Annotated in this window: 14 protein-coding genes and 1 riboswitch; all 14 genes read left to right on the forward strand. The window is 67.8% G+C overall.

The annotated features are described in order from the left end of the window. Positions 1-182 precede the first annotated feature (182 nt). The 14 genes from eccD (at position 183) to RCP38_RS09045 (ending at position 14,804) form a co-directional block, all read left to right on the forward strand. A complete protein-coding gene (gene eccD, locus RCP38_RS08980) occupies positions 183-1,697 on the forward strand; it encodes a type VII secretion integral membrane protein EccD (protein ID WP_308476815.1) in 1,515 nt (504 codons plus the stop codon). Then, positions 1,675-3,483: a S8 family serine peptidase gene (locus RCP38_RS08985; protein ID WP_373692476.1), complete on the forward strand. Its 1,809-nt coding sequence runs from the start codon at positions 1,675-1,677 to the stop codon at positions 3,481-3,483. The genes eccD and RCP38_RS08985 overlap by 23 nt, the downstream gene beginning before the upstream one ends. Then, positions 3,480-4,646 carry a type VII secretion protein EccE gene (gene eccE / locus RCP38_RS08990; protein ID WP_308476816.1) on the forward strand — a complete coding sequence of 389 codons (1,167 nt, stop codon included), beginning with the start codon at positions 3,480-3,482 and terminating at the stop codon, positions 4,644-4,646. Before RCP38_RS08985 ends, eccE begins: the two co-directional genes overlap by 4 nt. Before the next feature lie 32 nt (positions 4,647-4,678). After that, positions 4,679-6,469: a type VII secretion AAA-ATPase EccA gene (gene eccA / locus RCP38_RS08995; protein WP_373692504.1), complete on the forward strand. Its 1,791-nt coding sequence runs from the start codon at positions 4,679-4,681 to the stop codon at positions 6,467-6,469. Between the two features lie 326 nt (positions 6,470-6,795). Then, complete coding sequence (locus RCP38_RS09000) at positions 6,796-7,095, forward strand: PE family protein (RefSeq protein ID WP_308476818.1); 300 nt, start codon at positions 6,796-6,798, stop codon at positions 7,093-7,095. A gap of 64 nt (positions 7,096-7,159) precedes the next feature. Next, complete coding sequence (locus tag RCP38_RS09005) at positions 7,160-7,444, forward strand: WXG100 family type VII secretion target (protein WP_308477142.1); 285 nt, start codon at positions 7,160-7,162, stop codon at positions 7,442-7,444. A 20-nt stretch (positions 7,445-7,464) separates the two neighbouring features. Next, the gene (locus tag RCP38_RS09010; RefSeq protein ID WP_308473006.1) at positions 7,465-7,749 is read left to right on the forward strand and encodes a WXG100 family type VII secretion target; all 285 of its coding nucleotides are present in this window, start codon (positions 7,465-7,467) and stop codon (positions 7,747-7,749) included. A 195-nt stretch (positions 7,750-7,944) separates the two neighbouring features. Beyond that, positions 7,945-8,112: riboswitch (M-box (ykoK) riboswitch) on the forward strand. A gap of 428 nt (positions 8,113-8,540) precedes the next feature. Next, entirely contained in the window at positions 8,541-9,716 is a 1,176-nt protein-coding gene (locus RCP38_RS09015) for a PPE family protein (protein WP_308476819.1), read from the forward strand. A 21-nt stretch (positions 9,717-9,737) separates the two neighbouring features. After that, a complete protein-coding gene (locus tag RCP38_RS09020) occupies positions 9,738-10,448 on the forward strand; it encodes an MgtC/SapB family protein (RefSeq protein WP_308476820.1) in 711 nt (236 codons plus the stop codon). A gap of 67 nt (positions 10,449-10,515) precedes the next feature. Beyond that, on the forward strand, positions 10,516-11,397 hold the full coding sequence (locus tag RCP38_RS09025; protein ID WP_373692505.1) for a sterol desaturase family protein: 882 nt from the start codon (positions 10,516-10,518) through the stop codon (positions 11,395-11,397). 120 nt (positions 11,398-11,517) lie between these two features. Next, a complete protein-coding gene (locus RCP38_RS09030; protein ID WP_308477145.1) occupies positions 11,518-12,069 on the forward strand; it encodes a LysM peptidoglycan-binding domain-containing protein in 552 nt (183 codons plus the stop codon). Positions 12,070-12,184: 115 nt separating this feature from the next. Next, the gene (locus RCP38_RS09035) at positions 12,185-12,859 is read left to right on the forward strand and encodes an Rv1815 family serine proteinase (RefSeq protein ID WP_308476822.1); all 675 of its coding nucleotides are present in this window, start codon (positions 12,185-12,187) and stop codon (positions 12,857-12,859) included. Next, positions 12,856-13,356 carry a VOC family protein gene (locus tag RCP38_RS09040; protein WP_308476823.1) on the forward strand — a complete coding sequence of 167 codons (501 nt, stop codon included), beginning with the start codon at positions 12,856-12,858 and terminating at the stop codon, positions 13,354-13,356. Before RCP38_RS09035 ends, RCP38_RS09040 begins: the two co-directional genes overlap by 4 nt. Further along, positions 13,353-14,804, forward strand: a complete 1,452-nt coding sequence (locus RCP38_RS09045; protein ID WP_308476824.1) for an FAD-binding protein — start codon at positions 13,353-13,355, stop codon at positions 14,802-14,804. Before RCP38_RS09040 ends, RCP38_RS09045 begins: the two co-directional genes overlap by 4 nt. Positions 14,805-14,816: the final 12 nt, after the last annotated feature.

The following is a 14,816-nucleotide window of genomic DNA, read 5'->3' on the forward strand; positions in this document are numbered from 1 at the left end:
GCCTGCGTGGGGGAACACTGGGCGCCGAAAGTCATGTGACGTATCGGAAAACGGCCGGTATACGCAATCGTGCGAATAGCATGAAGTGCCTTTAGAATTGGACAGACTTTAAAAATGACAAATTGCGAGGCGACACCAATGAGTTTTGCGGGGTCAGTATTCGGCGACCGAGTGGAGCAACTGTGACCGCGGCGATCGAGGGGGCGCAGGCCGGCGGTGAGCTCGCACCGTCGGGGCCGCGGGCCGTGGTGGTCGGTGTCATGGCCGGCGAGGGCATCCAGATCGGAACGCTGCTGGACGCCGACGCACCGGTCTCGGTGATGCTCGACCCGCTGCTGAAGGTGATCAACGGCCGCCTCCGGGAGCTCGAAGAACCCGCATTGGAGGCCGAGGGCCGAGGCCGCTGGGTGCTGTGTCTGGTCGACGGCACCGCGTTGCGGCCGAACCAGTCGTTGACCGAACAAGAGGTCTACGACGGTGACCGGCTGTGGCTGCGCTTCATCGAAGACCGGGAGAAGCGCTCGCCGGTCATCGAGCACATCTCTACCGCGGTATCGGTGAACCTGGCGAAGCGCTTCGCCCCGGTCGACGCGAAGACCGCCGTCCGGGTCGGCGTGTCGACCCTGGTGTTGGGTGTGCTGCTGGCCACCGGACTGCTGTCGGCCTGGCGGGTGGAGCACGAGGGCTGGCTGACGGCCGGCTTCAGTGCGGGCCTGGCCTTCCTGGTGCTGATCGCCGCCGCGCTGATCCTGATGCAAGCGCGCAACGCCTCCGACCGTTGGGTCGGCGATGTCATGTTGGCCAGCGGATTGGTGCCGCTGGTGGTCGCCGCTGCGGCGGCCGTCCCCGGCGAAGTGGGCGCCGCCCATGCCGCACTGGGATTCGGTGTCGCCGGCATCGCCGCACTGGCGGTCATCCGGCTCACCGGGCGACAGCTGGCCGCGTATTCGGCAGTCGCCGTCATCAGCGTGGCGGTGATGTTCGCCGGGGTGCTGCGAATGCTGTTCCTGACCGGAGCGGTGACCCTGATGACCTGCGTCTATCTGGCCAGCGTTCTCGCCTACCAGTGGGCGCCGTCGCTGTCGCGGTGGTTTGCCGGCCTGCGCCTGCCGGTCTTCCCGTCGGCTACCAGTCGCTGGGTGTTCGAGGCGCGTCCCGACCTGCCCACCACCGTGGTGAGCACCCCCGGCAGCCAGCCGACCCTGGAGGGTCCGGAGTCGATCCGCGAAGTGGTGCTGCGGGCCGAGCGGGCACGGTCGTTCCTCACCGGCCTGCTGACCGGATTGGGTGTGCTGACCGCGGTGTGCATGGCCGGACTGTGCGACCCCCACACGGACCGGCCGTGGCTGCCGGTGCTGCTGGCGGGGCTGACGGCCGGGTTCCTGGTCCTGCGGGGCCGGTCCTTCCGGGACCGTTGGCAGGCCGTCACCGTGACGCTGACCGGCCTGGTGATCGTGGCGGCGGTGGTAGTGCGCTTCGTGGTGGTGGTGTGGACTCCCACGGCACTGGTGGTCGGGGTCGCCGTCGTGGTGCTGGTCCCGATGTTCGGGCTGCTGTCCGCGGTGATCGTGCCGAACACCATCTACAGCCCGCTGTTCCGCAAGTTCGTCGAGTGGATCGAATATCTCTGCTTGATGCCGTTGTTCCCGCTGGCACTGTGGTTGATGAATACCTATGAAGCGATCCGGTACCGGTAGGGGCGTGCGTCGGCTGCAACGCACCGCGGCCGCCGGCGCCGCGATGATCATGGTCGCCAGCGGATCGCTGGCCGGTATGCCGGCCGCCGGTGCCATCGATCCGCCGGGGATCGATCCCGCGGCCTTGCCGCCGGACGGCACGCCCGGACCGCCGCAGACCATGCGGCAGACGTCCTACTGCACCGAGGTCGGCGTGCTGCCGGACACCGACTTCCGCATCCAACCGGCGTACATGGACATGCTCAACCTGCAGGAGGCCTGGAAATTCGGCCGCGGGGCAGGCGTAACCGTCGCCGTTCTCGACACCGGGGTGACTCCGCACCCACGCATGCCCAACCTGATCGGCGGCGGCGACTACGTCATGAGCGGCGGCGACGGCCTGTCGGACTGTGACGCGCACGGCACGCTGGTGGCGTCGCTGATCGCGGCGCTGCCGGACAACGGGGTGACACCGTTACCCCCGCCGCGTCAGACGCGTCGACCCCCGTCGGTGCCCACGAACGAACCGCCGCCGCCGGTGCCGACGCCGCAGACCACCATCATGGTGCTGCCACCGCCCGCACCGGCGCCGCCCGCCGAGGGCGAGGAGCCGCCGAACGGACCGGCACCGGCACCCCCTCCTGCTCCGGCGCCCCCTCCCGCGCCGGCGCCGGCGCCGGCGCCGGCTCCCGGGCCCGCCCCGGGTCCCGATGCGGGGGCGGCCGCTTCCGGATACATCACCGAGGGCACCGGCACCGCCGGAGCACGATCGGCGGGCTTCTCCGGGCGAGCACGCACGGCTCCGGTCGATTTCCGGGCACCGAGCGCCCCACCGCCGGGCGGAGCACCGGATGCGTTCAGCGGGGTCGCTCCGGATGTGCAGCTGATCTCCATTCGGCAATACAGCGCGGCATTCGGCCCCAAGGAGCCGTTCGGCGACGGCATGGACCCGCAGTTGCGGGAGAAGACCGACGGGCTGCGGACCATGGCGCGGGCGATCGTCCACGCCGCGAACATGGGTGCGCAGGTGATCAACATCTCCTCGGCCATCTGCATGAACGTGCGGACGATGATCGACCAGGCCGACCTGGGCGCGGCGGTGCGCTATGCGGCGGTGGAGAAGAACGTGGTGATCGTCGCCGCCGCCGGTGACACCAGTTGGCGGGACTGCAAGCAGAACCCCACCTACAACGCGATGCGTCCGGACGACCCCCGCGACTGGAACGGGGTCAACACCGTGGTGACGCCCGCCTGGTATGACGAGTACGTGCTGACCGTCGGCGCCGTCGACGCCGCCGGCGCGCCGCTGTCCAAATCGAGCGTCGCCGGTCCGTGGGTGTCGATCGCCGCCCCCGGCACCAACATCGAGGGGCTCTCACCCCGCGACGACGGCCTGATGAACGCCGTCGACGGCCCGGAGAATTCGCTGCTGGTCCCGTCCGGCACGAGCTTCTCGACCGCGATCGTCTCCGGGGTGGCGGCCCTGGTGCGGGCCAAGTATCCCGAGCTGTCGTCGCATCAGGTGATCAACCGGCTGATCCGTACGGCGCGTCCGCCGGCACGCGGCGTCGACAACGTGGTCGGGTACGGCATCGTCGACCCGGTCGCAGCACTGACCTGGGACGTCCCCGACGTGCCGGCGCAGATGCCGGAGCGGCTGTCGGCACCGCTGCAGGTGCCGCCGATGCCGCCCGAGCGGGACATGACCCCCGCGTGGGTCGCCGGAGCGGGGCTGTTGGCGGCACTCGCGGCCGCCGGTGTGGCGCTGGGAGTGGCAGCATTGCGACGATCGTCAAGGAACCGATGAAGGCACAGTACGCACTAGGTCTGAACCTGTCATGGCTGCGGGTCACCACGGTCTTTCTGATCGACGTGGGCATCCTGGTCCTCGCCGGCCGCTGGCCCGGTGACCCCAAGATCGCCGACTACGTGTGGTGGTCGGGGGTCGGTGTCGCGGCGCTGATCGGAATCATCGCGCTGGTCACCTACCGCCGGGTTCCGCTGAGCACCAGGTGGGCGGCCTGGGTGGCCGATCAGTTCACCGACCCCGAAGCCGCGCTCGAGCGTGGCCGGACTCCGGCGATCGATCACCACCGTCGCTTCGGCCGCGAGCCGGTCGGTGTCCGCGAGCACGAAGGCCGTCTGGTGACGGCCATCGCGGTGTCCGGCCGGCCGATACCGGCGAGCGGGCGGCATCGGCGCGACACCGACACGCTCCTGCCGATCGAGCGTCTGGCCGCCGGGTTGCGGCAGTTCGACGTTCGCCTCGACAGCATCGACGTGGTCTCGGTCGGAACCCGCGACGAGCCCCGCGCCGCCGCCGAGGTCGACATCGAGGAAGAGCCGTCGATGCCCGATAGCCGCCGCACCTGGATCGTGCTGCGGATGGATCCGCAGCACAACGTCAACGCGGTGGCCACCCGGGACTCCTTGGCGGCCACCATGGCGGCGGCGACCGAGCGGCTGGCCGAGGACATCGACAGCCGTCAGCTCAGTGCCCAGGTGGTCCGCGCCGACGAGTTCGACGACATCGACGAGGCCGTGTTGGCTGGTCTGGAGGCCGCGCAGCTGCGGCACCGGTTGTTCCGGGCCCGACCGCCCGGCCACATCGGCAACTTCTGGGTGTCGCCCCCCGACATCACCCCGGAGAACCTCGAGCATCTGTGGTACCCGGAGACTGACGCGACGGTGGTGACCGTGCGGCTCGCCCGGGGCGGGGGCCGCACCGCGGAGATCTCCGTGCTGGTGCGCTACCACAGCGCCGAACCGTTGAGCCGAAACGTGCGCGCCGCGCTGAATCGCTTCGTGGGCCGGCGGCAGCTGGACGCCGTCTGCGCCAGTCTCCCGGCACCGTCGGCGCTGCGCCGAATGGTGGTTCCGGGCCGGAATCTGCTGGACGGCGAGCATCTTCCGGTGTCGGTGGACGTGGTCGACGAGTACACGCCCGCGTCGGTCGGGGTGCGCGAGTGACCGCACCCCAGTCGACGGACGCGCGCAATGCCATGGTCGCGGGCCTGCTGGCATCCGGGATCTCGGTCAACGGACTCCAACCCAGCAGCAATCCGCAGGTGGCGCGGCAGATGTTCACCACCGCCACCACGATCGACCCGAGCATGTGCGACGCCTGGCTGGCCCGGATCCTGGCCGGCGACAACGACGTCGACGTGCTGGCGAACGCGTGGGCCACGGTGCGCACGTTCGGGTGGGAGATCCGCCGGCTGGGCTTGTCCGATCTGGAGTTTCGACCCGAAGTCTCCGACGGGATGTTCCTGCGGCTGCTGATCACCAGCGTGGAATCGTTGGCCGCCGCCTATGCCGCCGCATTGGCCGAGGCCAAGCGTTACGCCGAAGCGGCCGACCTGCTCGACGGCATCGAGCCGCGGAATCCCTTCGAAACCGAACTGGTCAACTACGTCCGCGGTCTGCTGTATTTCCGGACCGGACGATGGCCAGACGTGCTCAAGCAGTTCCCGGCGGCGGCACCCTGGCGTCAGCCCGAGCTCAAGGCCGCCGCGGCGGCGATGGCCACCACCGCGCTGGCGTCGCTGGGCGTTTTCGAGGAGGCCACCCGGCGGGCACAGGAGGCCATCGAAGGCGACCGGGTACCGGGTGCGGCGAACGTCGCGCTCTACACCCAGGGGATGTGCCTACGGCATCTGGGGCGTGAGGATGAAGCCGCGGAGCTGCTGCGACGGGTCTACTCGCGGGACTCCAAGTTCTCGCCGGCACGCGAAGCGCTGGACAATCCCGACTTCCGCCTGGTGCTGACCGATCCGGAGACGATCGAGGCTCGCACCGACCCCTGGGATCCCGACAGTGCTCCGACCCGGGAGCAGGCCGAGGCCGACCGGCACGCCGAAGAGGCCGCCCGATACCTGGCCGAAGGCGATGCGGAGTTGGCGGCCATGCTCGGCATGGAACAGGCCAAGCGCGAGATCAAGCTGATCAAGGCGACCACCAAAGTCAATCTGGCGCGCGCCAAGATGGGCCTGCCGGTGCCGGTCACCTCGCGTCACACCCTGCTGCTCGGTCCGCCCGGCACCGGAAAGACATCGGTGGCCCGCGCGTTCACCAAGCAGTTGTGCGGCCTGACGGTGCTGCGCAAACCGCTGGTGGTGGAGACCAATCGCTCGAAGTTGCTGGGCCGCTACATGGCCGATGCGGAGAAGAACACCGAGGAACTGCTCGAAGGTGCGCTCGGCGGCGCGGTGTTCTTCGACGAGATGCACACCCTGCACGAGAGCGGCTACAGCCAGGGTGACGCCTACGGCAACGCCATCATCAACACCCTGCTGCTGTACATGGAGAACCATCGCGACGAACTGGTGGTGTTCGGCGCCGGCTACGCCAACGCGATGGAGAAGATGCTTGAGGTGAACCAGGGGCTGCGCCGCCGGTTCTCCACGGTGATCGAGTTCTACAGCTACACGCCGCCGGAATTGCTGGAACTGACCAAGATGATGGGTGCCGAGAACGAGGACGTGGTCACCGACGAGGCGGTCGAGGGCCTGCTCCCGTCCTACACCCGGTTCTACGCCGACGAGAACTACTCCGAAGACGGGGACCTGATTCGCGGTATCGACGTCCTGGGCAACGCCGGATTCGTCCGCAACGTGGTGGAGAAAGCCCGCGATCACCGGAGTTTCCGTCTCGATGATTCTGAACTCGATGCAGTGTTGTCCGGTGAAGTCACCGATTTCAGCGAGGCATGGCTGCACAAGTTCAAGGAGCTGACCCGCGAAGATCTTGCCGAAGGTCTCAGTGCGGCGGTTGCCGAAAAGAAAACCTCCTGAGCTGCCAGTCTTCGAACAGGTGATTCACAGCCACGTGACCGCCTGTCCGGGTTGACGGTCGCTGACACCGATGCCACCATGGCGCAGGTAAGGGGGTCGGCGCTGGTGCCCGATCCCGTTGATTTCTGTCGGTGTCAGGAGGTGAGGGCGCAACTTGTGTACCGGTGATTTCACTCGACCTGAATCGGCGGCTTCGGCCCGGTTCGGCATCGGCACCGTATTCGTTATGTGATCAATCCGGCGTCGGCCACGCCCCGCTGCGCAGTGGGGACGGGCTGCGGGCTTCGCAGTCGGCCGATGACCGGCGTTCTCGGAGGAGGACCCCTATGACTTATGTCCACACCCAACCGGAGGCGCTGACCGCGGCGGCGAGCAACCTGGCCGCCATCGGCTCGGCGCTCAGCGCTCAGAACGCGGCCGCCGCGGCACCTACGACGGGGGTGGTCCCGGCCGCCGCGGACGAGGTCTCGGCGCTGACCGCCGCGCAGTTCGCTGCGCACGCCAGCATGTACCAGGCGATCAGCGCGCAGGCCGAGGCCATCCACCAGGCGTTTGTGGCCACGCTGAACACCAGCGCCAACACCTACGAAGCGACCGAGGCCGCGAACGCCGCGTCGGCCGGATAACGTCTGAAAAATCTTTATTTCCAACAACTTTCACGAATAGAAGGAGAATACCGTGGCACGTTTTATGACGGATCCGGATGCGATGCGCGCGATGGCGGGTCGTTTCGATGTGCATGCGCAGACGGTGGAGGATGAGGCGCGTCGGATGTGGGCGTCGTCGACGAACATCTCCGGTGCGGGCTGGGGTGGTCTGGCGGAGCGGACCTCGATGGACACCATGGGGACGATGCAGACGGCGTTTCGCAACATTGTGACGATGTTGCACAGCGTGCGTGATGGGTTGATTCGGGATGCGAATCACTACGAGCAGCAGGAAGCTGCGTCGCAGCAGATCCTGTCGGGCAGCTAGAGGCGAGAGGGAGTCCAGAGATGTCGATCAATTACCAGTTCGGTGATGTCAATGCTCATGGTGCGTTGATTCGTGCGCAGGCGGCGTCGTTGGAGGCCGAGCATCAGGCGATCGTGCACGATGTGATGGCTGCCGGTGATTTCTGGGGTGGTTCGGGTTCGGTGGCGTGCCAGGAGTTTGTGACGCAGTTGGGTCGCAACTTCGCGCTGATCTACGAGCAGGCCAATGCCCACGGTCAGAAGGTGCAGACCGCCGGCAACAACATGGCCAACACCGACGCCTCGGTGGGTTCCAGCTGGGCCTGAGCGCCCGTATATCGCGCAGCGCGGCAGCACACCCGATCGGTGGGTGTGCTGCCGCGTTGTTTTGTGGAGGAAGTTTCCGATTTGCGGCCCGAGTCAAGTGTTTTGGGGCCGCGTGCGGCCGTAGGGGCCGTTATGTCGCGAGTCGCCCGGCGGTTCGGATTGACCCTGCCGCGCGCCTGATGCACTATGGTGAGACAAGCACCTCGTTAGGTGAGGCGTCTGCATGGACATAGGCCACTGACCCCGAACGTCGAAAGACGCCCCGGGTCAGGACAGCTCTTCCCGGATTAAGGGTTGAGCCCAAGTGGCTTCCCGCAAGGGACACGCCCTGCAGTGCCGAAGCTCTGACGAGAGGGGTGCAGGGTTCGACTGTGTCGGACCGATCCACCTCACTGTGCGCTGAAGCAGGCACCCGCGCGTGCCCAGGCCGAGAGGAGGTGAGAGCGACATTGAGTCCGAGTGATAGTTCTTATCCGAGATCGATGTTCGTTTCCCTCGATCTCGGTACCGCTTTCACCATCTGATTCGCACCGGCGCTGAACCCGTCGACTGGCGCGTGTTCCCAGTGGAATGCGCCAGGCTTCGGCATGTCCTGAAATCGCTTGGAAGCTCGATGTATTCGTCGAGCCGGCGGTGGGCGCGGCATGCGCGGCTCCGGTACGTCGCCATGACCGGCTGACCCGATCACCTCGCACCGATGCAGCACGCATCGGGTCTCAGCCGTGCCTGCACACCCCACCACAGACCAGTCGCTCGTGGCGACCACCACCGAACATGCAAGGAGCAACGCCATGGACTTCGGAGCATTCCCGCCGGAAATCAACTCGGCTCGTATCTACACCGGCCCCGGGTCGGGCCCGATGATGGCCGCCGCGGCGGCCTGGGACAAGATGGCCGCCGAACTGAGCTCGGCCGAGGCGGGCTACCAGGCCGTCATCAACGGCCTCGTCGGTGAGGGCTGGATGGGCCCGGCGTCCAACGCCATGGCCGCCGCGGCTGCGCCGTACGTGGTATGGATGGGCGCCACCGCCGCCCGGGCGGAGCAGGCCGCGATGCAGGCCAAGGCGGCGGCGGCCGCATTCGACGCCGCCTATGCCATGACCGTGGCACCGCCGCTGATCGTCGCCAACCGCACCCAGCTCGCGACTCTGGTGGCCACCAACATCCTGGGGCAGAACGCCGCCGCGATCGCCGCCACCGAAGCTCACTACGGTCAGATGTGGGCGCAGGACGCGGCAGCCATGTACGGCTATGCGGCGTCGTCGGCGACGGCCACCAAGGTGACGCCGTTCAGCGCGCCGCGTGAGGTCGTCAACCCGGCGGGCGAGGGCGCCCAGCAGGGCGCAGTCGCCCAGGCCACCGGTACGGCGGCCACCTCGCAGGCGCAGTCCACGGTGTCTCAGGCGCTTACCAACACACCCCAAGCACTGCAGGCACTTTCGACGCCGGTACAACCCCCGGTGACCGGAGTCGAAGGGATCAGCACAGGTGATATGAGCAACGCGATGACCAACCTCATGAGCAGCTCGTTCAGTCCCATGGGTGCCGCCGGATTCACCAATATAATCTCCGATCTCGCGGTCGTACAAGCCCTTGCCGGTGCCGTCGCAGAAGGCGGAGACCTGCCGGCGCTGGCATCGACGTCGTTGGTCTCGTCGAGCGCAGGCGCGGGTCTGGGAGGAGCCGCTGGCACCGGAACAGTCGCAGCCGGGGTGGGCCGCGGAACCTTGGTCGGCGCGATGTCGGTGCCGCAGTCGTGGGCCGCCGCCATCCCGGCTACCGCAACCCCGGGCACGTCGGTCGCGGCCACCGGCTGGACCGTGGCCGCTCACGCCCCCCAGCCCGGGGCGGCCGGGATGCCGGGCGTGCCGCTGGCCGGCGCCGGGCAGGGCCGCAACTACGGATTCGCCGCGCCGCGATACGGATTCAAGCCCACGGTGATGGCGCGACCGGTGGTCGCCGGTTAGGGCGTGTGACAGGGTTAGCTCATGCAGACGCTGAGCGTCGCCGAGTTCACGCTGCGACTGGCCGTCGGGCTGGGCTGCGGTGCCCTGATCGGGCTGGAGCGGCAGTGGCGTGCGCGGATGGCGGGTCTGCGGACCAACGCGCTGGTCGCCGCCGGTGCGACGCTGTTCGTGCTGTACGCCGTCGGCGTGGAACCCAACTCCACCCGCGTCGCCTCGTACGTGGTGTCGGGGGTGGGTTTCCTCGGCGGTGGGGTGATCCTGCGCGAGGGGTTCAACGTCCGCGGTCTGAACACCGCGGCCACACTGTGGTGCTCGGCTGCCGTGGGCGTGCTGGCGGCGGCCGGAGACCTGGTGTTCGCCCTGATCGGGACCGGTGCGATCGTCGGCACCCATCTGCTGCTCCGGCCGCTGGGGCGGCTCATCGACCGTGATCAGTACGTGGAGGAAGACGAACCGCAGTCGCCGTATGAGGTGCAGGTGATCTGCCGGCCGAAGTCCGAGAAGTACCTGCGCGCCCAGATCGTGCAACACACCGCCAGCAACGACCTGATTCTGCGGGGGATTCACACCGTCCGGTCCGGTGAGGACAACATTGCGCTCACCGCGTCCATGCTGTCGGACAGCCGGGCCCCGGACCGGCTCGAGCGACTGGTCGGCGAACTGTCTCTGCAGCCGGGCGTCTACGCGGTGCAGTGGCACGCCGAGAACCCGTCGTCGTTGTCGGCGGAGTGATCCCGATGTCGCGGAGGTGGCCGGCGTGAATGTGCTCGCGCAGCTGTGGACGGGGTTGCCGGCGCCGATGCGTGACCCGGTGGTGTTCGCCGTCCCGTTCTTCCTGATCCTGCTGTCGCTGGAATGGTTCGCCGCACGCAAACTCGAGCACTCCGAATCCGGGCAGCCGCCCGCCGGGGCCTACCGGACCGCGGACGCCTGGGCGAGCATCTCGATGGGCCTGGTCTCGATGGCCACCACGGCGGTGTGGAAATTCGTTGCGCTGCTGGGCTACGCGGCGATCTACACGTATCTGGCGCCGTGGCACCTGTCTCCGGCGCACTGGTACACCTGGGTGATCGCGATCGTCGGGGTGGACCTGCTCTATTACTGCTATCACCGTGTCGCGCACCGGATCCGGTTGATCTGGGCCACCCACCAGGCGCACCACTCCAGCCGCTACTTCAACTTCGCCACGGCGCTGCGCCAGAAATGGAACAACAGTGGCGAGATATTGATGTGGATTCCCTTGCCGCTGTTGGGCATTCCACCGTGGATGGTGTTCGCAAGCTTCTCGGTGAGCCTGGTCTACCAGTTCTGGGTCCACACCGAACGGATCGACAGGCTGCCGCGCCCCGTCGAGTTCGTCTTCAACACCCCGTCGCACCACCGTGTGCACCACGGCATGGATCCCGAGTACCTGGACAAGAACTACGGCGGGATTCTGATCATCTGGGACCGGCTGTTCGGTACCTTCGCCCCCGAACGGTTCCGGCCGCACTACGGGCTGACCAAGCAGGTCGACACCTTCAACATCGCGGCCCTGCAGTTCCACGAATACCTCGCGATCATCGCCGACGTACGGCGGGCGGAGAACTGGCGTGACCGGCTCGGTTACGTGTTCGGGCCGCCGGGATGGCGCCCCGCGGCCACGAACCGGCGTGCTGTGCCCACCGCGGAACTGTCCTGACGTATCGAGGGCGCACCGGCGGACGTTCGCATAGGCTGGCGGGGGTCGCATCCAAGCGACGACGCTCCGACGCATGGGGTCGCGGCGTGAAGATTAGAAGGGGACAACGTGGCACAGAGCTTGGGAGACACGCTCACCGCAGGTAAGAAGCTCGTCAAGGGCGAGTCGCTGACCTCCAACAACGGGGCATACACCCTGACGTTGCAGGAGGACGGCAACCTGGTGCTGGCGGCGCGGGGGAAGGCTGTGTGGGCCTCGGGCACCAACGGAAACGATGTGGTGCGCGCCGAGGTGCAGACGGACGGCAACTTCGTGCTGTACACCGCGGACAAGCCGATCTGGCACACCGACACCAAGGGCAAGAAGGACGTCAAGCTCGTCATGCAGGATGACCGCAACCTGGTGCTCTACGCAGCAGACGGTGCGGCCTGGTCCACCAAGACCGAGACCGACGCCCCGCCGCCGGAGGAGCCCAAGGCCGAAGAGGCTCCGGCTCCGGTTGAAGAGGCCGCCCCGGCAGCGCGTACCTACACCGTGGTCGCCGGCGACACCCTGTTCGCCATCGCGGAGCGGTTCTACGGCGACGGCAACAAGTACCCGCAGATCGCCGTGGCCAGTGGCATCTCCAACCCCGACCTGATCCACCCCGGTCAGGAGTTGACGATCCCCTGATCGCCGCGCACGGCTGATGCGGCGGCCCGGATCCCCTGGAGCCGGGCCGCCGCGCTGCGCCGTGGGCCCGGATCCGGTCGGGTTGACATCGGCCTTCAACGATAGGAGTCGACGGTTGCGCAGGCTCGTTGCGCGGGTGCTTGCGGGGGTGGTGGCGGCAGGGGCCGCGGTGGTCAGCCCGGCCGGCGGCCCCGCTCGGGCCGATGACGTGCTGGTGTATCCGGGGATGGAGGTCCGCCAGGACACCCACGTGTGCACTCTCGGCTTCGTCGACCCGGCCACCCGGGTCGCCTTCACCGCGGGCCATTGCCGGGGAAGCGGTGCCGTCACCAACCGGGACGGGCGTTTCATCGGGACGCTGGCGACCTTCCGCGACAACACCCCCAACGGTTCGACGGTCAACACCGACCAGGTGATAGACGACTACGAGGCGATAGTGCTGGCCGACGACGTCGAGGTGAACGACGTGCTGCCCGGCGGTCTGCACCTGGAAAGCGGTCCCGACGTGGAGTTGGCGCCCGGTGACGCGGTGTGCCACTTCGGCATCGTCACCGGTCAGACCTGCGGGACGGTGCAACGCGTGAACAACGGCTGGTTCACCATGGATAACGGTGTGCGCAGCTCCCAGGGCGACTCCGGCGGTCCGGTGTATGTGGTGCGCGACGGCGGTCCGGCGCAGATAGTCGGCCTGTTCAACAGTGTGTGGGGGGAGTTCCCCGCGGCGGTGTCGTGGTCGGCGATCGCCCGACAGGTCCGCGAAGACGTCGGAATGCCGGTGCCGCTGCCATGACCCCGACATCCCGCCCGCCCGTCCAGATCGCCTGGGTCACCCGTGATCTGGACGCCACCGAGACAATGCTCACCGCGTTGCTGGGGGCGCGCAGATGGATTCGGATGCCCGGCGTGCACTTCGCCCCCGAAACCTGCAGCTACCTGGGGGAGCCCGCCGACTTCGTCGCCGACATCGCACTGAGCTACGCCGGTGACATGCAGCTGGAAGTGATCGCACCGGTGAGCGGTCGCAGCCTCTACGACGACTTTCTCCGCGAACACGGGCCGGGCCTGCACCACGTCTGCATCGAGGCCGAGGACCCCGAAACCTTCGAAGCTATGCTGAACGACGCCGCCGAGCGGGGCGCCCGGGTCGTCGCCCGTGGTGTGATGCCCGGCGGCATGTACTTCGCCTACGTCTCGGCCCCCGACGCCGGCATCCCCTACCTGGAGATCGCCTACGTGCCGGCCGAGATCCGATCCGTCTTCGACTACATCAAACAGGAGCAGCGGTGAGCACCCAGATCCCCGAAACCACCAGTGCCGGCGACGTCGTGTCGTGGTCGGATGATGTCGACGTCCTGGTGATCGGCTTCGGTATCGGCGGAGGGTGTGCGGCGGTCTCGGCCGCGGCAGCCGGTGCCCGGGTACTGGTGTTGGAGCGTGCCGCCGAGGCCGGTGGCACCACCGCCATGGCCGGCGGGCACTTCTACCTCGGCGGTGGCACCGCCGTCCAACAGGCCACCGGCCACGCCGACTCCGCCGAGGAGATGTACAAGTACCTCGTCGCGGTGTCGCGCGACCCCGAACACGACAAGATCCGTGCGTACTGCGACGGCAGCGTCGAGCACTTCAACTGGCTCGAAGACCTCGGCATCGAGTTCGAGCGCAGCTACTACCCGGAGAAGGCGGTGATCCAGCCCAACACCGAGGGGCTGATGTTCACCGGCAACGAGAAGGTGTGGCCCTACCTCAACGAGGCCGTCCCCGCGCCGCGCGGCCACAAGGTCCCGGTACCCGGCGATACGCAGGGCGCCAAGATGGCGATCGACCTGCTGCTCAAGCGGGCCGAGAACCTCAAGGTGGAGATCCGCTACGAAACCGGCGCCACCGGCCTGGTCACCGACGAGTCCGGCGCGGTCGTGGGCGCGACGTGGAAGCGCTTCACCGAAACCGGTGTCATCAAAGCGAAGTCGGTGGTGATCGCCGCCGGCGGGTTCGTGATGAACCCCGAGATGGTCGCCCAGTACACGCCGAAGCTGGCGGAGAAGCCGTTCGTCCTGGGAAACACCTACGACGACGGACTGGGCATCCGGATGGGCATGTCGGTGGGGGGTGCCACCAAGCACATGGACCAGGTGTTCATCACCGCCCCGGTCTATCCGCCGTCGATCCTGCTCACCGGGATCATCGTCAACAAAGAGGGGAAACGCTTCGTCGCCGAGGACTCCTACCACTCCCGCACGTCCGGGTACGTGATGGACCAACCGGACAGTGCGGCGTTCCTGATCGTCGACGAGGCCCACATGCGCAAGCCGCAGGTGCCGCTGGTGCCGCTGATCGACGGCTGGGAGACGGTGCCGGAAATGGAGGCCGCACTGGGTATCCCGGAGGGAAACCTGGTGGCGACCCTCGATCGGTACAACACCTACGCGGCGCAGGGCGAGGACCCCGACTTCCACAAGCAGCCGCCGTTTCTGGCGGCTCAGGACACCGGCCCGTGGGGCGCGTTCGACCTGTCACTGGGCAAGGCGATGTACGCCGGCTTCACCATCGGCGGGCTGGCGACCTCGGTGGACGGCGAGGTGCTGAACGACGGCGGGGCGGTGATCCCGGGGCTGTACGCGGTCGGGGCCTGCGCGTCGAACATCGCCCAGGACGGCAAGGGCTACGCCAGCGGCACCCAGCTGGGCGAGGGCTCGTTCTTCGGTCGGCGCGCCGGCGTACACGCGGCGGCCCGCTGACCGCTCGCGGTG

Origin of the sequence: Mycolicibacter sp. MU0083 (assembly GCF_963378075.1) — a bacterium.
GTDB lineage: Bacteria > Actinomycetota > Actinomycetes > Mycobacteriales > Mycobacteriaceae > Mycobacterium > Mycobacterium kokjensenii.

Bases quoted from the DNA above. Each gene is read 5' to 3' on its own strand.
- RCP38_RS09025 (WP_373692505.1), top strand. From the start codon at position 10,516: ATGCGTGACCCGGTGGTGTTCGCCGTCCCGTTCTTCCTGATCCTGCTG.
- eccA (WP_373692504.1), top strand. From the start codon at position 4,679: ATGGTCGCGGGCCTGCTGGCATCCGGGATCTCGGTCAACGGACTCCAA.
- eccE (WP_308476816.1), top strand. From the start codon at position 3,480: ATGAAGGCACAGTACGCACTAGGTCTGAACCTGTCATGGCTGCGGGTC.
- RCP38_RS09020 (WP_308476820.1), top strand. From the start codon at position 9,738: ATGCAGACGCTGAGCGTCGCCGAGTTCACGCTGCGACTGGCCGTCGGG.
- RCP38_RS09005 (WP_308477142.1), top strand. From the start codon at position 7,160: ATGACGGATCCGGATGCGATGCGCGCGATGGCGGGTCGTTTCGATGTG.
- RCP38_RS09015 (WP_308476819.1), top strand. From the start codon at position 8,541: ATGGACTTCGGAGCATTCCCGCCGGAAATCAACTCGGCTCGTATCTAC.
- RCP38_RS09000 (WP_308476818.1), top strand. From the start codon at position 6,796: ATGACTTATGTCCACACCCAACCGGAGGCGCTGACCGCGGCGGCGAGC.
- RCP38_RS09010 (WP_308473006.1), top strand. From the start codon at position 7,465: ATGTCGATCAATTACCAGTTCGGTGATGTCAATGCTCATGGTGCGTTG.
- RCP38_RS08985 (WP_373692476.1), top strand. From the start codon at position 1,675: ATGAAGCGATCCGGTACCGGTAGGGGCGTGCGTCGGCTGCAACGCACC.
- RCP38_RS09040 (WP_308476823.1), top strand. From the start codon at position 12,856: ATGACCCCGACATCCCGCCCGCCCGTCCAGATCGCCTGGGTCACCCGT.